Here is a 20,959-nt window from a genome sequence, read left to right as displayed (position 1 = left end):
GCACCCTCAGTCGGCCAGCGTGAGCAGCGGCACGTCGCGCTCACGACCCATGGCTTCCAGCTCGGCGCGCGTGCGCGTCGCGAGCCAGGCGGCCAGCGCCGCGTGCGTGGCCGGCGCCATCATGTCCGGCGGTGCCACGCCGGACACGTCGCACAGGCGCGCCGCGAAATGCGGCTCCAGCGCCGCCACCGCCACGCGGCCGTCGGCGCACGGGTAGACCCGGTAGCCTGCGTGCGCGCCGCCCACCGCACCTTCGGGCTTCGTTAGGCCCCAGGTGCGGGGCAGGGCGAGCCAGTCGGCCGACGCGTTCAGCGCCACTTCGAGGTACACGCCGCCGCGCTGGCGCGTCTGCTGCAGCACGGCCTTCAGCACCGCCTCGCTCGCGAGCAGCGCGCCGCCCATGTCGGCGTACAGCGTGGGCGGCAGCGCCGTGCCGGTGACGAGGCCGCTCTCGGCGAGGTAGGTCAGGTCGTGGCCCGGCTCCTCGGCGCGTTCGCCCGGCGCGCCGACGATGGCGACCTGCGACAGCGCCGGATGCCGCGCCTGCAGCGAGGCCCAGTCGAGCTTCAGCTTCTGCAGCGCCGAGGGGCGGAACGAGGTCAGCAGCACGTCGGTGCGGGCCAGCTCGGCATGCAGCTGCGCCTGGCCGGCCTCGGTCTTCAGGTCGACCGCGCGGACCTCGACGCCCTCGTGCAGCGCCGTGTACGCGGGCCGGTTGTACAGCCCCATCGGATCGCCGCCGGGCGGCTCCAGCTTGAGGCAGGCCGCGCCCATCGTGCGGCAGCGCAGCAGCGCGGCGGGGCCCGGCAGGTTGAGCGCCAGGCTCAGCACGCGCACGCCGTCGAGCGGCAGGAAGGAAGCATCGGAGGAACGGGGCATGGGTCGTGTGTCCGGAAGGTCCAGGGGTGAAAGGGAAGGGGGCGCGGCCATTTTCACCCGCCGGCAGAGCCAGATTCCGCAAGCCATGGCGCCCTGGCAGTCGTAGCATGCGGCCGATGGCAGCACGCGCTCCTGCCGCTGCCGCAACGCCAAGGAGACCCCTCATGTTCGAAGCATCCCTGATGCGCGGCCAGCGCATCCTCGTCACCGGCGGCGGCACCGGCCTCGGCCGTGCCATGGCCGAGCGTTTCCTGAGCCTGGGCGCCGACGTCGCCATCTGCGGCCGGCGCCAGGCGGTCTGCGAAGAAACCGCCGCCGCCTGGCGCCAGCAGTTTCCCGATCGGCGCATCGATGCCTTCGGCGTCGACATCCGCATCGCGCAGCAGGTCGACGACATGGTCGAGAGCCTGTTCCAGAGCGGCGGGCTCACCGGCCTCGTCAACAACGCGGCGGGCAACTTCGTCTCGCCGACCGAGAGCCTCTCGCCGCGCGCCTTCGACGCCGTGGCCAACATCGTGTTCCACGGCAGCTTCTACGTGACGCAGGCGGTGGGCAAGCGCTGGGTGGCGCAGGCCAAGTCGGGCGCGTGGAAGCCGGGCGATGCCTTTCGCAGCGTGATGAGCATCATCGTCACCTGGGTCGACAACGGCAGCCCGTACGTCGTGCCCTCGGCCATGAGCAAGGCCGGCATCGAGGTCATGACCAAGTCGCTCGCGGTGGAGTGGGCGCGCCACGGCATCCGCCTGAACGCGGTGGGCCCCGGCGAGATCCCGACCGAAGGCATGAGCAAGCGCCTGAACCCCGGCGAGGAACCCGGCGCGCGCAGCATCAAGACCAACCCGATGGCGCGCGTGGGCCGCATGAGCGAGCTGCAGAACCTCGCGTCCTTCCTGATGGCGCCGGGCCAGTGCGACTGGCTCACGGGCCAGAGCATCATGATGGACGGCGGCAATGCGCTGGCCACCGGCGGCAACTTCTACGAGCTGCGCGAGTGGAGCGACGCCGACTGGCTGGCCGCGCGCGAACGCATCGAGGCGCAGAACCAGAAGGACAAGGCGCAGCGCTGACGCTTACTTGCGCGGCGCCTTTGCCGCACCCACGGTGACCTGCTTGCGCACGGGGCTCGACAGCACGAGCGAGGTGGTCACCGAACCATCGACCGCGAGCGCGTCCACCACGCGCTCCAGGTCGGTCGGCTCGGCGATGGCGCAGCGCACGAAGAAGCAGTCGGCACCGGTCACGCGGTCCACCGCGAGCACCTCGGGCATGGCCTCGAAGAGCGCGAGGTAGCGCGCAATGGCCGCGTGCGTGGTGTCGATGCGGATGATGGCCTCCAGCCCCACGCCCAGCGCACGCAGGTTCACGCGTGCGCCGTAGCCTTCGATCACGCCTGCGTGCTCGAGCTTGCGCACGCGCTCGCTCATCGCCGGCTGCGACAGGCCGATGCGCTTGCCGATCGCGGCCAGGCTCTGGCGCGCGTCGGTCTGCAGGGCTTCGAGGATGAGGCGGTCTTTCTTGTCGAGGGTCATGGTGTGCGGCGAAGGAAGAGGAGACCGATGATCGATCGGCGGGCGGCGCCGATTTTCGATGGGTTGCCCTTCTGCGCGCGCGGCGCGGGCGCTATGGTGGCGGTCATCTTTTTCCAGGAGACCCCATGCAACTCGTCGGCATGCTCGACTCGCCCTTCGTTCGCCGCGCCGCGATCTCGCTGCGCCTGCTCGGCCTCGGTTTCGAGCACCGCTCGATCTCGGTCTTCAGCACCTTCGAGCAGTTCCGCGCGATCAACCCGGTGGTCAAGGCCCCGACGCTGGTGTGCGACGACGGCACGGTGCTGATGGATTCGACGCTCATCATCGACCACGCACAAGCGGTCACCGGCCGCAGCCTGTGGCCTGCCGATCCGGCCGATCGGTTGCGCGACCTGCGCCTCACGGGGCTCGCGCTCGCAGCCTGCGAGAAGACGGTACAGATCGTCTATGAGCGCAACCTGCGGCCCAGCGAAAAGCAGCACCAGCCGTGGGTCGATCGCGTGCAGGGCCAGCTGAATACGGCCTATGCCGAGGTGGAGCGCGAACTGGCGGCTGCACCGCTGGCGGCACCCGCAGAAAAAACGATCACGCAGGGCGGCATTTCGGCGGCGGTGGCCTGGACCTTCACGCAGTTCATCCTGCCCGACGCGGTGCGCCCGTCGGACTTTCCGCTGCTCGCCGCGTACACGACGCAGGCCGAGCAGCTGCCGGTGTTCGTCGGCGCGCCGCTGGCCTGAGCGACCGCGCTCAGGCCGCGATGTCCGCGCCGCGCTCGGCCAGCAGGCCGCGCAGCAGCGAGCGGTGGCAGCGCGACTCGTCCTCGCAGTAGCAGCCGACCGCCAGTGCGGCGGTGTGCGAGAGCGCCGCGAGCAGGTCGAGGCTGCGGCTCGCGTCGGCCTCGGCCATCTCGGCCTTGTACTTGCGCATGAAGGCGTTCCATTGCGCCGGCGTCTCGGCCTCTTGCCCCAGCTTCATCGTCTCGGCCGATGGCGCGAGGTTGGGGTACCACACGTCGTACCAGTTCTGCGAGGCGAACTCGGTCTTCGGCACGCCGCGAGGCGGACGGCGCACGGTGCCGATGCGCAGGCCCTCGCCGGGTGCGCGCGGGGTGCCTAGGCGGACGATGCGGATGCTCATGACGGGGATCTCCTGGGGCTATTGTTGTGATGTGTTCGACGGTCAGGTGCCGACGATACCGCCGTCGCGCCGGCGGATCGCCAGCGTGGCCGAGCGCGGTCGCGCGCTGCCGGGCTGCGTGCCGTCGGGCCAGGCGCTGTTGTGCTTCGCGTCGCCGTCATCGCGCGACTCGCCCGGGTGCTGGATGTTGACGAACAGCGTGCGCCGGTCGGGCGTGACCACGCAGCCCGTGATCTCGCAGCCGTTGGGCCCCGTGAGGAAGCGCTGGATGCGGCCCGTGGCCGGGTCGGCGCACAGCATCTGGTTGTTGCCGAGCGCGGCGTAGGGCGGCTTGCCCATGGACTGCCCGCTCATGTCGGTCTGGATCCACAGCAGCCCGCCGCTGTCGAAGTGCAGGCCGTCGGGGCAGCCGAATGCGTCGGCGCTGTCGCCGGGGTAGCGCGTGCCGGCGCCGGGCTGCGTGGGGTCGCCTGCGAGCGCGTAGTGGTCCCAGGCGAAGGCTGTATTCGCCGCGTCGCCGCCGTCCTCGCGCCAGCGCAGGATGCCGCCGAAGAAGTTGGGCGCGCGCGGGTTGGCGGCGTCGGCGCCGGGCTTGCCGAGGTCGCCGCGCTGCGAGTTGTTGGTGAGCGTGACGTACACCTCGCCGCTGTGCGGATGCACGGCGATCCATTCAGGGCGGTCCATCTTCGTGCCGCCGACGATGTCACCCGCCAGCCGCGCGTGGATCAGCACCTCGGCCTGATCGGCGAAGCCGCTGGCGGCGTCGATGCCGTGGCGCCCGTGCACGAGCTCCAGCCAGCGCCCGCGCCCGTCGGCGTCGAAGCGCGCGACGTGCAGCGTGCCTTCGTCGAGCAAGTGCCGGTTGGCGGCGCGCGCGGCGGCATCGGTGCCGGGGCGCACGGGGTCGCGGCTGACGAACTTGTAGATGTATTCGAAGCGCGCGTCGTCGCCCATGTAGACCACCACGCGGCCGTCCTTGGCCACGGTGCAGGTCGCGCTTTCCTGGCGCTTGCGGCCGAGCGCGGTGCGCTTGACGGGCACCGACTCGGGGTCGAAGGGATCGATCTCGACCACCCAACCGAAGCGGTGCGGCTCGTTCGGGTGGCGACTCAGGTCGAAACGTTCGTCGAAGCGCCAGTACTCGACCCATTGCGCGCCCGGCACGGTGCCGTAGCGGCGCTGCGCGGGCGTCGCGTGGTTCGCAGCCTCTTTCGGGCCACCGAAATAGCCGTGGAAGTTTTCCTCGCAGGTCAGGTAGGTGCCCCAGGGCGTGACGCCCATCGCGCAGTTGGCGAAGGTGCCGAAGACGGTGGTGCCCGCCGGGTCGGCGGCGGTGCGCATCAATGGCGTGCCCGCGGCGGGGCCGGCGATGCGCATCGGCGTGCGGCCGTGCACGCGGCGCGCGTAGGGCGAGGGCAGCACCTGGCGCCAGCCCTCGGGTGTGCGGCGGACCTCGATGACCGACACGCCCATCGCATGCAGCGACTTGCGAACCTTGTCGGCGTTCCAGGCCTTCACGCCGTCGGTGTGCAGCAGCTGCTCGTCGGTGTACTCGTGGTTCATCACGAGCAGGCCGCGTTCGCCGCGCGCATCGAGCGCGAAGAAGTGCATGCCGTCGTGGTGCATGCCGGCCTGCAGGGCCTGCTCCTCGGCGCTGTTGCCGGCATCGGGCGCGAAGGCCGGCATGCGGCCCGCAACGCCCGTCGGCGCGCCCCAGGGGTAGAGCATCTGCCACTCGTACTCCGGCGGCACCACCACCGCATCGCGTTGCGAAATGGGCACGCTGGTGAAGAAGCCCGACGGGCCCGTCGCGCTCGTGGAGGGCGGCAGCTGCGAGCGCGCGCAGCCCTGGCCGAACAGCGCGACGACGGCGGCGGTGGCGCCCGATTGCAGGAGAAAGTGACGGCGGTCCAGGGGCATGGCGAGGCGGCGGAGGTGTTGGGTCGGCGACAGTGCGCATCATCGCCCAGCGGCCCGGTCGCGCGATACTGGACCGATACCCGGACACCGACAGGAGACATGCAATGAGCGACCGTATCGAATGGACCCGCCACGCCGACGGCGTGGTGGAACTGCAGCTGGCGCGCGCCGACAAGATGAACGCGCTCGACCCCGCGATGTTCGACGCGCTGGTCCAGGCCGGCGAAGCGCTGCGGGGCGACAAGAGCGTGCGCGCCGTGGTCATCGCGGGCCGCGGCAAGGCCTTCTGCGCGGGGCTCGACATGGCGTCGTTCGAACGCATGGGGCAGGGCGCCGCCAGCGACGTGCTGGGCGCCTCGGCCGGCGGCACCGACCTGGTCGCGCGCACGCACGGCCTCTCGAATGCCGCGCAGCAGGTGGCGATGGTGTGGCGCGAAGTGCCGGTGCCGGTCATCGCGGCCGTGCACGGCGTGGCCTTCGGCGGCGGGCTGCAGGTGGCGCTGGGCGCCGACATCCGGCTCGTGGCCGCCGACACCAAGCTGTCGGTGATGGAGATCAAGTGGGGCCTCGTGCCCGACATGGCCGGCATGGTGCTGATGCGCGAACTGGCGCGCACCGACGTCGTGCGCGAACTCACCTTCACCGGCCGCATCTTCTCGGGCGAAGAGGCCGTGCGCCTGGGCCTGGCCACGCGCGTGGCCGCCGACCCGCTGGCCGAGGCGCTGCAGATGGCGCACGAGATCGCCGCCAAGAGCCCCGACGCGATCCGCGCCGGCAAGCGGCTGCTGAACGCGTCGCTCGCGCACAGCGCCGCCGAGCTGCTGATCGCCGAGTCGGTCGAGCAGCAGGCGCTGATCGGCAGCCCCAACCAGCGCGAGGCCGTGAAGGCCAACATCGAACGGCGGGCGCCGCAGTTCAGCGCGCCGGCCTGAGTTTCTTCTTCTCGTTTTTTCTTGCGTTCCTCGCGGTGCGGACACCGCGAGGCGCAGCTGTTTGCGCGCCTGTTTCGGCCGGTCGAAGCGGCGCTCGCAACATTTCGTATGCCAAAAATCGTACACAAAGCGCGCCATCCGTGTCTTTGTGTAAGAATTAAGTAGTTGTTTTCCCGAGTAATTCGGCGGAATTGACCGCACTTTGTGTGCAGAAGGTCACGTCTTGCCGTATGCCCTCGGTCGGGAAAATGACTATCGGAGTCACACTCGAAAACAATTAATCAACTTTTGCTTTGGCTAGCGACGGCGTTCCGCATGTCGACGAATACGTTTTTTTGCAATCTCAGCGTGCCCATCCTCGTGGGCGAGGACCGCTACAAGTACGTCCCGATCGTGGGGGTGTTTCGCAGCATCCCCATCGAGCAGGTCGACGAGTGGGTGATGCACCCCGACGGCCGTCCGCGCAGCGATCGCGAACTCGCCGCCGAAGTGCTGGTCGAAATCCGCAAGCCGCTCGGCACCAGCGGCCACACGGCGCCGAATGCCTTCGACGTCGCCGACATCCTGCAGCTCGATCGCGCGGCTGCCATCGTGGTGTCGACCTTTCTCGCGGCGCTGCCGCGGGTCTGAACACCGCCTCGCGGCTTCTTCCTTCTTTCTTTCCGTCTCAGCTCGCGATGGCGCCGACCGCCCAGTAGAAGGTCGGCCGTGCACCGTTGAGCAGGTGGTCGCCCACCACGCGCCCCTTGTAGATCGTCGGGTTGTGCGACGCCAGCGTGCGCGCATTGCGCCAGTGCCGGTCGAGCCGCCGGTCTTCCTGCAGCGCCGAGGCGCCGCCGATGTCGAACAGCCGCGTGCCCGCCTGCAGCACCGCATCGACGATGCCGGCCTGCGCCTTGGCGGTGTTCAGCTCCACCTCGAACAGCAACTGCTCGGGCACGGCCTCGCCGCGCTGCAGGTGGCGGTCGACCTCGCCCAGGCCGCGCGCCACCGCCTGCACCGTCGACGCGGCCACGAAGGCCGTGCTCGCGAGCTGGCCGATCACCTGCTGCACTAGCGGGTCTTCGCGCGGCGTGGCGCCGCTGCCGTGGCTGTAGACGCGCTTGCGCGGCTGCACGAAGGCCACGGCATCGCGCACGATGGCGCGTGCGATGCCCGCCAGCGTCGCCAGGTGCGTGAGCTGGAAATGCGCGGTGAGCGGCGTGGGCTGGTCGCGCACGTACAGCAGCACGTGCTCGGGCTTCACGCGCACCTGGCGAAAGCGCGTCGTGCCCGAGGCACTCAGGCGCTGGCCGAAGCCGCGCCAGTCGTCGACACGCTCGACGCCCACGGCCTCCGCCGGCACGAGCGCGATCACGCGGTCGCTGCTGCCGTCGTCGTTCAGGCGCTGGGCCGCGACCGAGATCCAGTCGGCGTAGAGCGTGCCGGTGCTGTAGAACTTGTCGCCGTCGAGGCGCCACGTGTCGGCGCTCTGCGCGTCGCGCGTGAGCGTGGTCTGCAGCGCGCCGAGCGCGCCTTCGCCGAGCTCGGTGGTGGCGTTGCCGAAGATCACGCCGTCGGCCGCCAGGCGCATCCAGGGGCCGTGCAGCGCAGGATCGATCTCGGCGAACAGGCGTTCGATGAAGCCGAAGTGCGCGCGAAGGATCTGTGGCAGGTTGGAGTCGGCCTCGCCGAGTTCGATCAGCAGGTCGTACAGCTGCTCGACCGAAGCGCCCAGGCCGCCGTGCGCGAGCGGCACGCGCAGTGCGCCGAAGCGGGCGGCCTTGAGCCAGGCCACCGGCGCGTAGGCCAGTTCGCGGTCGTTCTCGCGCTGCGCCGCGTGCTCGGCGATGCGCGCGAAGACGGGGCGGAAGCGCTCGGCGAGTTGCTGGGAAGAGGGTGCGAGCGTGGAAGGGCGGGCGAAGGCCGTGGGCGCGGCGGGGCGCGTCGGCGTGTCGTGGATGGATGCCATGGAGAGCCGGGCGGCCCCGAGGGCGCGCCGGAAAAAGAGCGATACAGGCGTGGGACTGTGCCCGCGCCATGCCGTCGCTGGGAAATACGCTTTTCGTGTTTTCTTATGCGCGGCGGGTGGGCGGCGCCGTTGCGTCAGAACTCGCCCTTCAGCCCCACGCGCACGCCCACCGATCCGCTCGCGCCGCTGACCCCGGCGGAGAGCGCCAGCGGCATGTCCGTCGCGAGGCGGTGCACGACGCTGGCACCCATCGCGGAGTGGCCCTTGTAGTTCGCCAGCTGCGCGGCCCAGCTGGTCTTGCCCGGTGCGGACGGCATCGGCGCGTCGCCCATCGCCATCGCCGCGGCCACGCCCTTGGCCGCGAAGCTGCGCGCTTCGGACACCGCGGCCGCCGTCAGCTGCTGGGCCTGCTGCAGGTTGACCGCGTCGGTGGGCAGCACGCCGGGTGCCACGTTGGCGATGCTGCGCGTCTGGCCGGTGGCGGCGTTGCCCACCGACACCGAGTTGTCGCGCGTGGCCACCGAGCCCTGACCGAGGGCGACCGAGTTCGATCCCGCGGCCAGCGTGTTGGCGCCCAGCGCCACCGCGTTGTTGCCGGTGGCGATGGCGTCGTTGCCGACGGCGGTCGTCGGATCGGCCAGCGCCTTCGCGCCCGCACCGATCGCCACCGAGCCCACGAAGCGCGCCTGCGCCCCGTTGCCGATCGCCGTGGTGTTGTCACCGTTGGCGGTGGCATTGGTGCCCAGCGCCGTGGCGCCCGTGCCGGTGGCCTGGGTGCCGGTGCCGCAGGTCACGTTGCCGCCGCTGAAGCTGCACAGGCCATTGGACAGCGCCTGGTTCATGACGCCCTGCAAGGCGGCGATCTGCTGCATCGTGAAGGTGTTGGCGGTGGTCAGCGCGCCTTGCTGCACCTGCTGCAGCTGGCCGACGTTGGCGGCATCGGTGGCGGCGACGCCCGCGCGCACGTTGCTCAACGTGGTGCCGGCGCCGCCGTTGGCGTTCAGCGCGACCTGGGCACCGCCCGCGCCGTATTGCACGGAGTTGTTCGCCACGCCCAGCGCCGTGTTGGCAGTGCCTTGCGCGGCGACGGCGGTGGCCTTGGCATCCGTGGCGCTGGCTTGCGCGCCCTGCGCCGCACCGAGGGCCGTGTTGGCGGTGCCCTGGGCCGTGGCTGCGGCTGTGGTCGCGGTGTTGGCCGTGCCCTGGGCGGCCGCCGCTGCGGCCTGCGCGGTGGCGACGCCCGCCTGCGCGGTTTGCGCGGCGTCCCTGGCGAGGACGGCCGTGCCATTGGCCGCGGAGGCCGCGGCCTGTGCGGTGTCCGCGGCCTGCCGCACGGTGTACAGCTGGCCGCCGTTGACGGCATCGGTGCTGGTGGCGTTCACCGCGCCGGCGCTCACGTTGACCAGGCCGCGCGTCTGTCCCGCGCTGCCGAAAGACACGGTGTTGGCCGATGTGGCGACCGAGTTCGCGCCGATGGCCACGCCGCCGTTCGCACCGTTCGCGACCCGGCTGCCCGAGCCGATCGCCACGCCGCCCGCGGCCAGTGCTGCGGCGCCCGAGGCTGTGTCGCTCGCGCCGCCGATGGCCGTGCTGCCGTTGCCGGAGGCCTGGGCGCCCTGTTGGGTGCCCAAAGCGCTGCCGATGGCGACCGCGGCGTTGCCCGATGCCTGTGCGCCGCTGCCGCCCGATGGGCCGTTGTTGCCGCAACAACCGTTGCTGCCTGTGGCTCCCGCGCCGAGTGCGATGGCCCCGCCCGCCGATGCCACGGCACCACGTCCTCCAGCGCCGCCTATGCCGCCTGCTTCGCTCGATCCGCCGGTCCCTCCGCCGCCGACGGCCGTTGCGCCGCCGGCGGTGGCGCTGGCACCGGTGCCACCCGAGCCACCGGTTCCGCCAGAGGTCGCGGACCCGCCATTGCCGCCCGCACCCAGTGCTGTCGCGCCGTCGAAGGCGGCCGAGGCTGCGCCGCCGCCGAGGCCGCCTGTTCCTGCCGAACTGCTCGTGCCTGCGCTGCCCGCATCGCCGTGCGTCAAGCCGGCCGCATGGACGCTGCCTGCGGCTAGCAAGGCCACGGCAGCCAAGTGCCGAAGGGCGCTGACGCGCGACGGTTGTCCATGGACACCGTGGATGTGGACGTGGATCGGCATGGACTCTTCCCCTGTGAAAGCAAACAAGACAAACGCGTCGAAGTGTGTCTTTTTGCCCTCGAAGGAGCCATCACCGAAAACTGGTACGAGCCCTCGCCGGGGTGCTAGATCGCCTTGACTTCGAAGTACGCCTCGTCCGTGTCGCCCAGGTCGCGAAAGCCTGCTGTGCGCGCGGCGTCGTAGGCCTTGACCCAGCGCGCGGCCAGCGCGATCTCACGCTTGGTGAGGTCGGTGTCGCTCGATTCGCTGGCGTTCTGGAAGGCGCGCATCGCCGGCAGCACGTCGGCGCCCAGCTGCTTTTCGAGTTCGCGCCGGAAGCGTTGCTCCGCGACCCTGACTGCGTCGGCCGACGAGTGGGGGTAATCGATCAGCTTGGCGGAAAAGGCGTCACGCGGTTCGTCCTCGGTGTCTTCGAGCGCGGCCGCAACGGCAGAGGGCTCGTGGAAGTTGAAGAGGGGCGAGGGCGGCGTTGCCGGCCGGGGGAAGAAGAGTTCAGCTTGGGTCATGGTTCACCCACGCGTTGGACTGGGATGCGTTCTTCGGCATGTGGATTCCTTGAGAATACTGTTTAAATGTACAGTATTGAATCCAGAATTCAAATGACAGATGGCGCGCATCTGGCGCGTGGAGCCCTCTGCTTTAATGGCGCCTTGCCGGGGGAGGGCCCGGGCTTGTGTCACTGAGGAAGGCGACGTGCAGATGGATTGGATGACCGTCCTGGGGACCGTCGGAGTGATCGTCCTCCAAGGGCTGTCATTCTGGTTCCTCTACTGGCTCTGGAAGAAGCTCCGTACGCCCAAGGCGCCCCGGGCGGGCGCTGCGCCCCTTGCGATCAAGGGCGGCGCGGTGCCCGTCGTGGCCACATTCACCGGCCTGCGCGGACTGCCGTGGGTGGCGCTGGCGACCAACAGCCTGAACCCTGTCTTGCGCATCGAAAGCGAGCAGCTGGTGTACCGCGTGCTGCGCCAGCGCGAGCGGCCCTTTGCGGACATCCGCCAGGTCGATGTGCGCGAGGCCTATGGCACCTTCAACCTGATCTTCGAGTTCCATGACGCGCGGCGGACTTGCGTGGCCAATGTGGGCACGGCGGCGCGCGGGGCGCAGGCGTTGTCGCTGCTGCCCGAGAGCGTGCCGCTCTCCGCCCGTGCGCGGGAGGCGTTGCGGCCAGCGGGCGCCTAGGCCGGGGCGTGACGGGTTCGTGCGGGGCATCGGCGCGGCTGGCGTCGATGACCTGTGCACTGCGAGGCATCGCTACTACCATCGCGTCCATGCGCCTCACCTTCCTCGCCAGCCTTCTCCTGATCGCCAGCGGCATGGCCCATGCCCAGCAGGTCTATAGATGCGGCAACCAGTACAGCGGTGAGCCGTGCGGCGGCAGCGGCGGCCGCGTGGTCGACGTGTCGCCGCCGGTGCGCAACCTCGAGGCGGCCGGTGCGTCCCAGGTGTTTCTCTGCGTGAGCAACAGTGGCGGGCGTTTCTGGTCGCCGAATCACTGCCGCGAGCGGGGCGCGCTGGTCGAGCGCATCGAGCCGGTCCCGGCAGGATTGCCGTGGGAGCAGCAGGTGGAGATGGCCGACCGGCAAACCCGGCAGGGCTATGCGGTCCAGCAACAAGCCGCGCAACAACGCGGTGCGACGTCACCGGGCGTGACGGGCACCAGTGGCGACACGTCGCGCTGTGCGCACTTCAACGAGCGGGTGGCCCACTACGACCGTTTGGCGCGGCAACCGCAGAGTGGCGCGACGCAATCCTGGATTGCGGAGCAACGCAAGGAGGCCCGGGATCAGCAGTTCAGGGCAAGGTGCTGAGGCCCGCGAAAAGCGGCTGCGCGTGAGGCCGTGAGGCCTGCGCTCGCAGGCGTCAACGGCCGGGGCCGAAATGATTCTGCGCAACGCACCGGCGCCCCCCGGATTGCACGGCATTGCAGGCGTTCTCGGCGGCAGCGTATTGCTGCTGGCGCGTCTGGCGTTCCGCGGCGATCTGGGCGGGTGTCACGCCGGGCTCGGTGGGGCAGTTGGCGGCGATCATGTCCAGCACCGTCTTCGTCATGAACATCACCGTTTCCTGGCTGGCGGTGATCGAGGCATTGGGTGCGACCTTCGTCGCGATGACCGACTGCTTCATGGCTTCGCAGGTCTGGCTGGAAAGGCGCGTTCCGACAGGGCGGCTGGCCGCGTTGGCCGTGCCCCCTGGCGACGAACCTCCGCCCGCGGCCGTGCTGCCACCCGACTCACCCGTCATCTGCCGCGCCGTCGTGGCCGCCAGCGGATGGTCGGGGAAGCGGCTCATCAAGGTGCGCTGCACTTCGCGCGCGCGGGCGCGGTCGCCCTGGGCGTTCAGCTCGTCGGCGCGGGCGAAGAGCTGGCCTGGGTTCATCGTCTGCAGGCTGGTTCGGAATTGCTGTTCGGCCTGGGCCGCCTGCTCGCGTTTGCGCTGCTGTTCGGCTTCGGCCGCGAGCCGGTTCTTTTCTGCTTCGGCGCGTGCGGCGGCCTCGCGGTCGCGCGGCAGGTTGACATCGATCCGGTTGCCCTCGGTGTCGATGCGCGCGCCTACCGACAGCACGCCCTTGTCGTAGCGGCCTTCCTCGGATAGCGACCCGTCGGCGCGGTACTCGCGGCCCTGCGCGGGCTTGCCGTCCACGCGCAGGCCTTCGAAGCGTGAGCCGTCGGCGCGCGTGAAGGTGCCCTGCACGGCGCCTGTGTCGGTCCAGCGGCCGACCAGGGTGGCGCCGTTCTTGAAGCCGTACGCGCCCGCGCCGACACGCTTGCCGTTCACATACTCGCCCACGAACCGGTCGCCGGTGGGGTGCAGGACGTCGAATGCCCCCTGCCTCTCGCCTTGCCGGTACTGGCCGCGCTGGATCTCGCCGCTGGAAAAGATCGTCGTGCCGGCGCCTTCTTCCTGGCCGTCCCGGGTCTGGCCGTAATAGACCCAGGTGGTGCCGTTCTTGCCATTGCCGCTCAGGGTATCGCCGGTGCCTGCATCGCGCACGCGGTTGCCGATGTCCTGTGCGCGGGGCTGGACGTCGGGTCGGGCGCCCAGCGCACGCTCGTTGCTGCGCTCCTCGCTGTTCAGCTCTGCCGTGAAGATGGCATCGGGTGTGACTTCCTTGCGATAGCCGAACAGCAGCGTGCGCGTGCCTTCGCCAATGGCAGCCTGCAGCCGCTCCAGGTAGCTCTTGGCGCGTGCGCAGGTCTTCTGCACGTTCAGCACGAAGCGGCAGCCGACATGCGCGGCGCAGAGATCGGCCTGGGTGACTGTGGCCTCGTCCTTGAGCTCGGCGCAGTTGGCGATCTCGGGATTGACTTGAGCCCGAGCGTCCGCAGGAACAGCCAGTACACAGGCCGAGAGGACGAGCACCGACAGGAAGTGGGTGGGGATCCGGATTGCGTGCAAGAGGCCATCCCGACCTCGGCGGTGGGAGGTGGCGTTAGGTTCTTGCGCGGTGGTCTTTATCGTCATGGCGTCATCCCCTCGATTTGAGACCAGCCGAATCTAGTCGCTCGATTTGCGAGCGAAATACCTCTTTTGTGGGAGTCCACGGAAACCAGTGGGCTGCGACTGCGCTGGCCAAGAAAAAGCCCGCACGACGGCGGGCAAGGGTGGTCCTGAGGAGAGGAGAGAAAAATTGGGCCACTGAACTCAGTCTGGTGGCCGATCTTCTCGATCAGCGCACCGAGGCATATTGGCTATTGCATGTTCCCCCGGTTGTATTGGTCAAGCCCACGCTGAAAAGCCGTTTTCCCGTTGTACGCCTGGTCATTCTCCCGAAAATATTGGGCAGCAGTCTGAAAGTCCTTGGCGCATTGCTTGTAATGGTTGGCCGCCATCGGTCGGCGATTCTTCTCAGCCTCATGAGCGGCAGTTTCACATTTTCTTTTGTTGTCCATGGATGTCGTCCAATTGCTGGCGAGTGCATGAGAGGAGACGAATGCCAGCAAGATAGCGAGAGAAAATCGAATCATGTGAACTCCTATAAAGCCCTGTTTTGTCAATGATGAATTGCAAGCGTTATTTCGCCTCAGGGTTCCCGCCGGATACGATTTGAGCGCTCCCTGGCTTCTTGAACGGACCCCGCTCCCCGGGTGTTGAATCGAACAAGGCACGTGGCGTGCGCGTCTTGGGCGCGCTTGAGCCTGGTGGCTGCGCAGTAATCTCTGTCGTCCTGTGTTCGCTCGCGCTGGCATTGCGCGCGCGTTGTCATGACGGCGCTGTCGAAGTCCCCGCATGCGCGCTGCGCTTCATTGGCGCTCGCAAGGGCGGCGTAAAGAAAAAGGCCGAATGCCAATAGCGGGCTCTTGTAATTCATCGACGTCTCCTCGTGGTGGAAGACCCGAATCTATCCATGCAATTTTGCAAACCAAATACCGCATTTGTGGGAGTCAACGGATACCGGTAGCACGGCAGCGATCACCTTTCGGAGGATGGCTGGGCAGTCTTGGGAGAGATCGGAGGGGGTGTACCGCGAGGGAGTGAGCAGGCGACGGGCGGGCTAAACCTACCGTCGCATCCATGGGCAGCAAGCGCGTCGACTTGACGGTAGCTCGCGCATGCGTGCTCTGTGCGTCGTCCTTCCGTCGGAGCAACGGCGCAAAAAAGTTGGAGCCGGAGGGGATTGAAGGACGAGCTACAGACCGCACCAGTACTTGATTCCCTACGTAGGCGTTCGAATTGTTCCCCCGTCTGTTCCCCCGCATTGAATGTGCTTGCTTTCGAAGCGATTTCAGGGCGAGTAGGTGCGCTGCGGGAGAGCACCAAGGCCGAATGTGATCCGGCCTGGGGGAACCCAATTGCTCGTGCGCCGTTGCTGCAAAGAACGGTGGCGCCTACGCTGCAGCTCCTTGTTCGTGCAGCCAGGTCGTCACGTCGCCGGCGCGCCAGCGCGTGCATCGCACGCCGTTCTTGATCGGCTGCGGGAAGTTGGCTGCGGCCATCTTCCGTCGAATCGTCGACCCGCCGAGGCCGGTGGGATGTTCAACGACGTCGATGCGCAAGAGTGCGTCGGGTATGAGAGCCGCCTGCCGGGTCTGGGCGGGTGGTACCCGGTGCTTTTGCGTCGGAGCCGGAAGTCGAGATTCACGGAGTTTAGTCAGCCGCGGTGGCGGCTTGAATCTTTTCCCACAGCTCGGCCGGCATGTTCACAGTGACCTACCTTCCGGCACTAGGCCGCCGTCGTTTCGGGTCGCCGCGGTTGCGTGGCAGGAGCTCTTGGAGCAGGTTCTTCATGTCGACGCTCTGCTGCGAGATGCTTCTGCGACGACCGCCCGTACGACAGCATCTCGACTAGCCTCGTAGCCGCCCGAAGGGCGGTGCCACCATCTTGATGCTGAAAATCAGCAGGAAACGGTCCGTGATCGCTACGAAAACGGGCGAGATTGGCCCGTTGATGCGAAAATCCTGCACATGCTCATCGAACTCTCTGTCGAAAACTATCGGTCCATTCGGGATCGACAAACCCTTTCTATGGTTGCAGCCCCGAAGTTAAAAAAGGGAATGCACGTAATGGAAGCGAACTTGTTGGGGGAGAAATTTCCTCCTCTTCTCAAGTTGGCCGTAATTTATGGACCTAATGCCTCCGGAAAGAGCACTCTGTTGCAAGCATTTCGTACGCTGCAAACGATTGCGGAACGGCAACCGACGGCTGCCTCGGAGCCGCTTCCCGTGGACGGATTTAGATTCGATGCAGCAACGAAAAATGCGCCCAGCCATTTCGATCTGCACTTTATTGTGAAAAGGACGCGCTATCAATTTCAGCTGTCGGCAACAAAAGATCGAGTTTTGTTTGAACGCTTGGTCGCTTTTCCCCGTGGTAGGGAGGAGCTAATGTATGAGCGAATTTATAAAGATGAAGATTACTTTTATTCCTATGGAGAGAAGCTCGAGGGAGGGGAGGAGCTTTTTCGTACCTGGGAGAAGTTAACTGGTCCTCGAGTGTTGTTTCTCGCCCAAGCGGTTGCAAATAGCAGCGAGAAGCTAGTTCAGCTAAAAACTCCGTACTCGTGGTTTACAGATGAGGTTGTCTCATTGCTAAGTGGTATGAGGGGGCTGATTCCTATATTTCAACGATTTTCATTTCGAAATTCTGCATATACTGATCAGCTCGCTGAGTTTTTGAGGGACATTGATGTGCCAATTTCAAAAATTGTTACTGAACACGTCGAGCCCTCAAGCGATGTCAAAAGATCGACCAGAGAAAGTGTCCGAGACTCTTCTCATAAAATGACACTTACGCACCTTACTGCATTAGGCGAAGCAGAATTTTCTTTTGAAGAACAATCGGAGGGGACTAGAAATTTGATAGGATTTTGGTTGCCTTGGTTTATGCGGGAAACAGCCGATTTTGGGTGGCGGGTTGTGATAGTTGACGAGCTTGATAGCAGTCTGCATCCCAAGCTTGTTGAGGCATTGGTCTCGCGGCACTTGGCGTCTGATGACGATGCACAGCTTATCTTCACCACACACGACACCCACTTGATGGATGCAAAAATGCTTCGTCGTGATCAAATATGGATAACTGAGCGTGACGCGGATGGTGCCACGAACTTGTACTCAGTTCACGACTTCGCTGGCCGTGAGGGCGAAGCTATTGAGAAAAGATACTTTGAGGGGCGTTACAGAGGATTGCCGATTCTTAAGGTGCAGTAATGCCTATCCCGAAAAAATCATTTGAACGGCGAGCAGCGAGGTTTAAGCAGCAACCAAGAGTTTTGGTTCTTTGCGAGGATGAAAAATCATCGCGAACATATCTGCGAGAGGCAGCGCGTCACTATCGCGTTATTGCTGAGGTAGAGCTTGCGCACTGCGGAAAAACTGATCCAACGAGCATAGTTCGAGAAGCTGTTTCCCGCAAAAGGAAGTTCGATACTGTTTACTGTGCTATAGACAGAGATACTCATAAGGGGTTCGACGAGGCTCTGAAAATGGCGAAAGATAATGGGATTGAGATGATCGTCTCTTACCCTTGTTATGAATTTTGGTTGCTTCTGCATTTTCACGAAAACAGATCGCCAGTCATGCGAGAAGGTGAGCTGTCGGCTGGAGATGTTTTATGTCGAACTATTAAAAAATACCCGCCGTTGGCGGGTTACGCGAAGGGTCGTGCTGAAGGGCTTTTTGATGATCTTTATGGCTATTTGGGTGATGCGCGCGCCAGAGCCACTAGAGTTTTGAAAATTGCTTGCGAAGAAGAAGAGATGAATCCTAGTACTCGAATTCACGAGTTGCTGGAAGTTTTTGAAGGTCTTCAGAAACCCTCTATGATTTAGAGGAATTCGTGCGAGTTTTGGGGGCTCGCGAGCGGTCACGACCGAAAAGACCGTGTTCAAGCATTCTGAGGGGTCAAGTGATTGAAGAAATCGCGGTGGCCCATTCCGCTCCAATTCAGGCGGCCAGCGCTGGAGCTGCGGCCAGTCGTACGGCCGTCGATCGCGCTGGTGGAGTAGGTGAGGTTCCCGCCGCATCTCAGCGGATCGTTCCGCGCTGCGAGTCGGTCGGGCGGCAGGTGGGCAGCTGGCAGTACTGGCGGCGCACCTCGGCCCTCGCGCGCCACAGCGCTGGAGACGCCGCCGAGGCCGTATGCGGTTCGGCCAGAGGGGGCCTAATTGCCTCCAGCGCCACTTATGCAAAGAGCGGTTGAAGCCTACGTTGCAACTCCTTGTTCCCGCAACCAGGTCGTCACGTCACCAGCGCGCCAGCGCGTGCATCGAGCGCCGCTCTTGATGGGCTGCGGGAAGTTGGCTGTGGCCATCTTTCGACGGATCGTCGATTCGCCAAGGCCGGTGAGATGTTCAACAACATCGATGCGCAAGAGTGCGTCGGGTATGAGAGCCGCCTGCAGGGCCTGGGCGGGTGGTCGACGGGGCCTTTGCGTCGGAGCCGAGGATGAAAGCTCACTGGGTTCATTCAGCTCGGTGGCGGCTTGAATCTTTGCCCACAATCCAGCAGGCACATTCACGGTGACCCACTTTCCGGCGCCAGTGCGTCGGTGGTTGGGATCGCTATGGTTGCATTGCCGCAGCTCTTGGAGCAGGTGCTTCATGCTGGCACCTCCCTGCACTTGCGAATCGAAGTCCGAGAAGAAGCAGGATGAGGAAGGCGAGCTCGATCACGAGGCGTTCACTTGGATCGGTTCAGTGGGCCAGCCCATGCGCTTGCGAAGCGCCAGCCGCAGAGGGGTGTAGTGGGCTTCTGCGGCTTCCTCGTCGTCGCCGTATTCGGCCACTACCACGCCATCGACGCAGATCCAGAACGGCGCAAACATGCTGCGTGCCAAGACTGTGGGCGAGCCGTCGCGATCGGTGACGAGAGAGCCCAGGGCGAAGGGCGCTTCGGATTGAGGCGTGTCGGCAACCGCTCGTTGCGCTTTCGCGGCTCCGAGTTGCTTGTGGAGCTCGAGGATGTGCTCAGCCTCGTCGAGATTGCTGCCCCAAAACCGTGTTGGCATCTCGCGCACGAATGTGGCGATGTCCTCCACGTACACAGTGCCGTCAGGTGCCTTCGATTCGATCGTGAACCCGGCGCGTGATGGCCGGTAGCAGAGGAGTTCCCAGCGCGGTGTAGCTAGGGCTGCTCCGGGTTGCACCAGGGGGGGCCTGCCGCAGAGTTGATTGAAGCGCTTACTGGCTTCTTCCTCGGTGTCGTACTCGGCGATGCAGTTGCCGTCGACGTACACCCCGTAGGGCGGCACCATGTCCATGCCGATTTGTTGCGCTGAGCTGGCGCTAGGGTACTGCGGCGCCTTCTTTGCGACGGGCCGTGATCGCGTGAGAGTGGATTGCATCTATCGCTCCAAGAGCCCGGGATGGGCTGTCGGAGCGATATTAAGCGCTTTGAATAATTAATTCAAGCGCTGCGCTTTATTTTGGCGCGGTCTCGACGCCCGCGTGTTGTCGAAAACGGCTTGGCGAAACCACTGCTATTACGCAGTCGACACCCCTAAGTTCATCTTCATCGAGGGCGAGGCGGTTGCCGGAGTAGACCACCTCGGCGGAGACGCGCCCGCCCTCGCGTCTTGCTCGGATTTCGATCAGTTTCTCCCCCTCGCGCGTCTCGAAGATGCAGTAGTCGCTATACATGGGGTCGCCGTTCCGCTCGATCACCAAGTACTGCCCATCACGGAGCGACCTAGCTGGGCCATCGCCTCGCACCAGAAGTGCATAGCCATCCTGCAAGCCCGATCCAAGAACGAATCCGCCCGCATGACTTGTGTCCACTACGAACTCCTCGCGGTCGACGCGCACTGAGCCCACTACGGGTATGGCATCGACATTCCCGCTGCGTCCTGCGATTTCAAAGCCGTGCTCCGGCACGCGCTTGTTTGTTCCTGGGGCCGGATGCGGCGTATCCATCCAGCCCCGAGGCTTTTCATGTGCCGCTTCCAACCGCCTTGCCATTTGATCGCCCATCTGGCGCGGCCGCCCTGTCTTTTGGTCGAGGGTTGAGTTCCTGATCTGACTTAGATAGACGGAACTGCTCCCTGTCTTCTCGGCAACGGACTCCAAGGTGCCATCCAGCGCGACGAGTAGTTCCAGGTTTTCGAGGCGGATCTCGCTGATTGTTTTCATGTCTGAGAGTGTCGGTGTGGGATATTAAGCGAAACAATATGCGCGGCGCTTCTATTTTCTATGCGATGCGCTTAACATTGAGGTATGAAACTTAGCGAATATGTCGATGCAGCCCGCGGCCGCCAGATGGCATTGGCTGCCGCGATCGGGGCTCAGCCGCAGCTTGTGTGGCAATGGTCACGGGGGATTCGGCGTGTGCCTGCCGAAAAGTGTCCCGCGATAGAGCGGGCCACAAACGGTGCAGTGCGCTGTGAAGAGTTGCGCCCCGACGTTGCCTGGGACGTGCTGCGCATGCAGGCTGGCGCCGCGCCCGTTGAAGAGAAGGCGGCTTGAAATGGAGCTCGCCAATATGCCAAGCCACCTCGCGGTGGAGTGGTTCGCCGCAGCGCGAGCCGAGTTGGTTGCAGCTTTCCAGGCGGCGGAGCGATCTTCGCCGCCGTCACTCAACCGCCAGTCGGGGCTGAAGGCGGAGGCGTTGGCCCGCGCCGCAGGCGATCGAGCAGATCGTTCATCTGCTGTCTCGTCGAATTTCGTAGTCCTGACGCGATGTGAAGGAACGGAAGCGCTAGCAACTGATTTGCCATTCCATCCGCCATTGCTTCGAACGACTTGGACAGCGTTTCTTTTTCGTCTGGCTTGTGCTCTGCGATCACGTTGGCTAGGTGCAGCACCGCTGCTTCCAAGCCGGTAAGGAGGGTGACGATGACTAGCAGCTGTTCGTCGTTCATCTTGTCTGCCCCTCTCAAGGATAGGCGTGTAGGAAATTCCATTCTGCCCCGGGGGGGGACGGACAGCCGCTGTCATAGCGCACCCCGCACGCGCCATGCGCGCCGCCGCGCTCCTACTGCGGACTCGGTGCTTTCGACCTCCAGGCGCCTGCCGGTGCATTCGATCTGCAGCG

At 65.7% G+C, this 20,959-nt stretch carries 24 protein-coding genes; 10 read left to right on the top strand and 14 right to left on the bottom strand.

Translation table 11 applies throughout. From position 1 onward, the window contains the following. Positions 1–6: 6 nt before the first annotated feature. Positions 7–879: a CoA transferase gene (locus AC1RAD_RS11115; protein ID WP_492734811.1), complete on the bottom strand. Its 873-nt coding sequence runs from the start codon at positions 877–879 to the stop codon at positions 7–9. Between the two features lie 164 nt (positions 880–1,043). On the opposite strand from AC1RAD_RS11115, the gene AC1RAD_RS11110 reads away from it, so the two are divergent. After that, a complete protein-coding gene (locus AC1RAD_RS11110; RefSeq protein ID WP_095745627.1) occupies positions 1,044–1,946 on the top strand; it encodes an SDR family oxidoreductase in 903 nt (300 codons plus the stop codon). Positions 1,947–1,949: 3 nt separating this feature from the next. On the opposite strand, the gene AC1RAD_RS11105 is transcribed toward AC1RAD_RS11110, so the two are convergent. After that, complete coding sequence (locus tag AC1RAD_RS11105; protein ID WP_062481605.1) at positions 1,950–2,408, bottom strand: Lrp/AsnC family transcriptional regulator; 459 nt, start codon at positions 2,406–2,408, stop codon at positions 1,950–1,952. 125 nt (positions 2,409–2,533) lie between these two features. On the opposite strand from AC1RAD_RS11105, the gene AC1RAD_RS11100 reads away from it, so the two are divergent. After that, positions 2,534–3,145 carry a glutathione S-transferase gene (locus tag AC1RAD_RS11100; RefSeq protein ID WP_492734810.1) on the top strand — a complete coding sequence of 204 codons (612 nt, stop codon included), beginning with the start codon at positions 2,534–2,536 and terminating at the stop codon, positions 3,143–3,145. Between the two features lie 10 nt (positions 3,146–3,155). Here the strand turns inward: AC1RAD_RS11100 and AC1RAD_RS11095 are convergent, their stop codons facing one another. Together AC1RAD_RS11095 and AC1RAD_RS11090 are read right to left on the bottom strand one after the other, a co-directional pair. Continuing rightward, the gene (locus tag AC1RAD_RS11095; RefSeq protein WP_095947243.1) at positions 3,156–3,545 is read right to left on the bottom strand and encodes a DUF488 domain-containing protein; all 390 of its coding nucleotides are present in this window, start codon (positions 3,543–3,545) and stop codon (positions 3,156–3,158) included. 42 nt (positions 3,546–3,587) lie between these two features. Beyond that, positions 3,588–5,465, bottom strand: coding sequence for a PhoX family protein (locus tag AC1RAD_RS11090; protein WP_492734809.1), 1,878 nt, complete (start codon positions 5,463–5,465; stop codon positions 3,588–3,590). Positions 5,466–5,569: 104 nt separating this feature from the next. On the opposite strand from AC1RAD_RS11090, the gene AC1RAD_RS11085 reads away from it, so the two are divergent. Further along, complete coding sequence (locus AC1RAD_RS11085) at positions 5,570–6,397, top strand: crotonase/enoyl-CoA hydratase family protein (protein ID WP_492734808.1); 828 nt, start codon at positions 5,570–5,572, stop codon at positions 6,395–6,397. A 315-nt stretch (positions 6,398–6,712) separates the two neighbouring features. Further along, entirely contained in the window at positions 6,713–7,027 is a 315-nt protein-coding gene (locus AC1RAD_RS11080) for a hypothetical protein (protein ID WP_070060970.1), read from the top strand. A gap of 37 nt (positions 7,028–7,064) precedes the next feature. On the opposite strand, the gene AC1RAD_RS11075 is transcribed toward AC1RAD_RS11080, so the two are convergent. From AC1RAD_RS11075 to AC1RAD_RS11065, 3 genes are all read right to left on the bottom strand, one after another. Further along, on the bottom strand, positions 7,065–8,348 hold the full coding sequence (locus AC1RAD_RS11075) for an acyl-CoA dehydrogenase family protein (RefSeq protein WP_492734807.1): 1,284 nt from the start codon (positions 8,346–8,348) through the stop codon (positions 7,065–7,067). A 134-nt stretch (positions 8,349–8,482) separates the two neighbouring features. Then, positions 8,483–10,495 carry a YadA family autotransporter adhesin gene (locus AC1RAD_RS11070; RefSeq protein ID WP_492734806.1) on the bottom strand — a complete coding sequence of 671 codons (2,013 nt, stop codon included), beginning with the start codon at positions 10,493–10,495 and terminating at the stop codon, positions 8,483–8,485. Positions 10,496–10,599: 104 nt separating this feature from the next. Next, positions 10,600–11,001, bottom strand: coding sequence for a hypothetical protein (locus AC1RAD_RS11065; protein WP_492734805.1), 402 nt, complete (start codon positions 10,999–11,001; stop codon positions 10,600–10,602). A gap of 193 nt (positions 11,002–11,194) precedes the next feature. On the opposite strand from AC1RAD_RS11065, the gene AC1RAD_RS11060 reads away from it, so the two are divergent. After that, the gene (locus AC1RAD_RS11060; protein ID WP_492734804.1) at positions 11,195–11,674 is read left to right on the top strand and encodes a hypothetical protein; all 480 of its coding nucleotides are present in this window, start codon (positions 11,195–11,197) and stop codon (positions 11,672–11,674) included. 89 nt (positions 11,675–11,763) lie between these two features. After that, the gene (locus AC1RAD_RS11055; protein WP_492734803.1) at positions 11,764–12,303 is read left to right on the top strand and encodes a hypothetical protein; all 540 of its coding nucleotides are present in this window, start codon (positions 11,764–11,766) and stop codon (positions 12,301–12,303) included. 52 nt (positions 12,304–12,355) lie between these two features. Here the strand turns inward: AC1RAD_RS11055 and AC1RAD_RS11050 are convergent, their stop codons facing one another. After that, a complete protein-coding gene (locus AC1RAD_RS11050; protein WP_492734802.1) occupies positions 12,356–13,957 on the bottom strand; it encodes an MORN repeat-containing protein in 1,602 nt (533 codons plus the stop codon). Positions 13,958–14,145: 188 nt separating this feature from the next. On the opposite strand from AC1RAD_RS11050, the gene AC1RAD_RS11045 reads away from it, so the two are divergent. After that, the gene (locus AC1RAD_RS11045) at positions 14,146–14,493 is read left to right on the top strand and encodes a hypothetical protein (protein ID WP_492734801.1); all 348 of its coding nucleotides are present in this window, start codon (positions 14,146–14,148) and stop codon (positions 14,491–14,493) included. A gap of 23 nt (positions 14,494–14,516) precedes the next feature. Here AC1RAD_RS11045 and AC1RAD_RS11040 read toward each other — a convergent pair whose 3' ends face one another. Beyond that, positions 14,517–14,804: a hypothetical protein gene (locus AC1RAD_RS11040; RefSeq protein ID WP_492734800.1), complete on the bottom strand. Its 288-nt coding sequence runs from the start codon at positions 14,802–14,804 to the stop codon at positions 14,517–14,519. A gap of 517 nt (positions 14,805–15,321) precedes the next feature. After that, a complete protein-coding gene (locus tag AC1RAD_RS11035; RefSeq protein WP_492734799.1) occupies positions 15,322–15,489 on the bottom strand; it encodes a helix-turn-helix transcriptional regulator in 168 nt (55 codons plus the stop codon). A 409-nt stretch (positions 15,490–15,898) separates the two neighbouring features. On the opposite strand from AC1RAD_RS11035, the gene AC1RAD_RS11030 reads away from it, so the two are divergent. Beyond that, on the top strand, positions 15,899–17,140 hold the full coding sequence (locus tag AC1RAD_RS11030; RefSeq protein ID WP_492734798.1) for an AAA family ATPase: 1,242 nt from the start codon (positions 15,899–15,901) through the stop codon (positions 17,138–17,140). Next, positions 17,140–17,760, top strand: a complete 621-nt coding sequence (locus AC1RAD_RS11025; RefSeq protein ID WP_492734797.1) for an RloB family protein — start codon at positions 17,140–17,142, stop codon at positions 17,758–17,760. Before AC1RAD_RS11030 ends, AC1RAD_RS11025 begins: the two co-directional genes overlap by 1 nt. A 374-nt stretch (positions 17,761–18,134) precedes the next feature. Here AC1RAD_RS11025 and AC1RAD_RS11020 read toward each other — a convergent pair whose 3' ends face one another. The 3 genes from AC1RAD_RS11020 to AC1RAD_RS11010 all read right to left on the bottom strand — a co-directional run bounded on the left by AC1RAD_RS11020 (position 18,135) and on the right by AC1RAD_RS11010 (position 20,058). Continuing rightward, positions 18,135–18,533, bottom strand: a complete 399-nt coding sequence (locus AC1RAD_RS11020; protein ID WP_492734796.1) for a helix-turn-helix transcriptional regulator — start codon at positions 18,531–18,533, stop codon at positions 18,135–18,137. Positions 18,534–18,599: 66 nt separating this feature from the next. Continuing rightward, positions 18,600–19,274, bottom strand: a complete 675-nt coding sequence (locus AC1RAD_RS11015) for a hypothetical protein (protein ID WP_492734795.1) — start codon at positions 19,272–19,274, stop codon at positions 18,600–18,602. Positions 19,275–19,350: 76 nt separating this feature from the next. After that, the gene (locus AC1RAD_RS11010; RefSeq protein ID WP_492734794.1) at positions 19,351–20,058 is read right to left on the bottom strand and encodes a hypothetical protein; all 708 of its coding nucleotides are present in this window, start codon (positions 20,056–20,058) and stop codon (positions 19,351–19,353) included. A gap of 84 nt (positions 20,059–20,142) precedes the next feature. Between AC1RAD_RS11010 and AC1RAD_RS11005 the strand changes: the two genes are divergently transcribed. Further along, on the top strand, positions 20,143–20,391 hold the full coding sequence (locus AC1RAD_RS11005; protein WP_492734793.1) for a transcriptional regulator: 249 nt from the start codon (positions 20,143–20,145) through the stop codon (positions 20,389–20,391). Positions 20,392–20,501: 110 nt separating this feature from the next. Here the strand turns inward: AC1RAD_RS11005 and AC1RAD_RS11000 are convergent, their stop codons facing one another. Next, positions 20,502–20,786, bottom strand: coding sequence for a hypothetical protein (locus AC1RAD_RS11000; protein ID WP_492734792.1), 285 nt, complete (start codon positions 20,784–20,786; stop codon positions 20,502–20,504). Positions 20,787–20,959 lie beyond the last annotated feature (173 nt).

It is taken from the genome of Variovorax sp. GW823-FHT04B03 (assembly GCF_058796495.1).
This window is presented reverse-complemented; position numbering and strand designations above follow the sequence as displayed.

What these genes read in the sequence shown, in the direction of transcription:
- AC1RAD_RS11010 (WP_492734794.1), bottom strand. Translation starts at nt 20,058, where the DNA reads ATGAAAACAATCAGCGAGATCCGCCTCGAAAACCTGGAACTACTCGTC.
- AC1RAD_RS11105 (WP_062481605.1), bottom strand. Translation starts at nt 2,408, where the DNA reads ATGACCCTCGACAAGAAAGACCGCCTCATCCTCGAAGCCCTGCAGACC.
- AC1RAD_RS11090 (WP_492734809.1), bottom strand. Translation starts at nt 5,465, where the DNA reads ATGCCCCTGGACCGCCGTCACTTTCTCCTGCAATCGGGCGCCACCGCC.
- AC1RAD_RS11040 (WP_492734800.1), bottom strand. Translation starts at nt 14,804, where the DNA reads ATGAATTACAAGAGCCCGCTATTGGCATTCGGCCTTTTTCTTTACGCC.
- AC1RAD_RS11030 (WP_492734798.1), top strand. Translation starts at nt 15,899, where the DNA reads ATGCTCATCGAACTCTCTGTCGAAAACTATCGGTCCATTCGGGATCGA.
- AC1RAD_RS11095 (WP_095947243.1), bottom strand. Translation starts at nt 3,545, where the DNA reads ATGAGCATCCGCATCGTCCGCCTAGGCACCCCGCGCGCACCCGGCGAG.
- AC1RAD_RS11060 (WP_492734804.1), top strand. Translation starts at nt 11,195, where the DNA reads ATGGATTGGATGACCGTCCTGGGGACCGTCGGAGTGATCGTCCTCCAA.
- AC1RAD_RS11085 (WP_492734808.1), top strand. Translation starts at nt 5,570, where the DNA reads ATGAGCGACCGTATCGAATGGACCCGCCACGCCGACGGCGTGGTGGAA.
- AC1RAD_RS11015 (WP_492734795.1), bottom strand. Translation starts at nt 19,274, where the DNA reads ATGCAATCCACTCTCACGCGATCACGGCCCGTCGCAAAGAAGGCGCCG.
- AC1RAD_RS11025 (WP_492734797.1), top strand. Translation starts at nt 17,140, where the DNA reads ATGCCTATCCCGAAAAAATCATTTGAACGGCGAGCAGCGAGGTTTAAG.
- AC1RAD_RS11020 (WP_492734796.1), bottom strand. Translation starts at nt 18,533, where the DNA reads ATGAAGCACCTGCTCCAAGAGCTGCGGCAATGCAACCATAGCGATCCC.
- AC1RAD_RS11080 (WP_070060970.1), top strand. Translation starts at nt 6,713, where the DNA reads ATGTCGACGAATACGTTTTTTTGCAATCTCAGCGTGCCCATCCTCGTG.
- AC1RAD_RS11055 (WP_492734803.1), top strand. Translation starts at nt 11,764, where the DNA reads ATGCGCCTCACCTTCCTCGCCAGCCTTCTCCTGATCGCCAGCGGCATG.
- AC1RAD_RS11005 (WP_492734793.1), top strand. Translation starts at nt 20,143, where the DNA reads ATGAAACTTAGCGAATATGTCGATGCAGCCCGCGGCCGCCAGATGGCA.
- AC1RAD_RS11065 (WP_492734805.1), bottom strand. Translation starts at nt 11,001, where the DNA reads ATGACCCAAGCTGAACTCTTCTTCCCCCGGCCGGCAACGCCGCCCTCG.
- AC1RAD_RS11100 (WP_492734810.1), top strand. Translation starts at nt 2,534, where the DNA reads ATGCAACTCGTCGGCATGCTCGACTCGCCCTTCGTTCGCCGCGCCGCG.
- AC1RAD_RS11110 (WP_095745627.1), top strand. Translation starts at nt 1,044, where the DNA reads ATGTTCGAAGCATCCCTGATGCGCGGCCAGCGCATCCTCGTCACCGGC.
- AC1RAD_RS11000 (WP_492734792.1), bottom strand. Translation starts at nt 20,786, where the DNA reads ATGAACGACGAACAGCTGCTAGTCATCGTCACCCTCCTTACCGGCTTG.
- AC1RAD_RS11075 (WP_492734807.1), bottom strand. Translation starts at nt 8,348, where the DNA reads ATGGCATCCATCCACGACACGCCGACGCGCCCCGCCGCGCCCACGGCC.
- AC1RAD_RS11115 (WP_492734811.1), bottom strand. Translation starts at nt 879, where the DNA reads ATGCCCCGTTCCTCCGATGCTTCCTTCCTGCCGCTCGACGGCGTGCGC.
- AC1RAD_RS11050 (WP_492734802.1), bottom strand. Translation starts at nt 13,957, where the DNA reads ATGACGATAAAGACCACCGCGCAAGAACCTAACGCCACCTCCCACCGC.
- AC1RAD_RS11070 (WP_492734806.1), bottom strand. Translation starts at nt 10,495, where the DNA reads ATGCCGATCCACGTCCACATCCACGGTGTCCATGGACAACCGTCGCGC.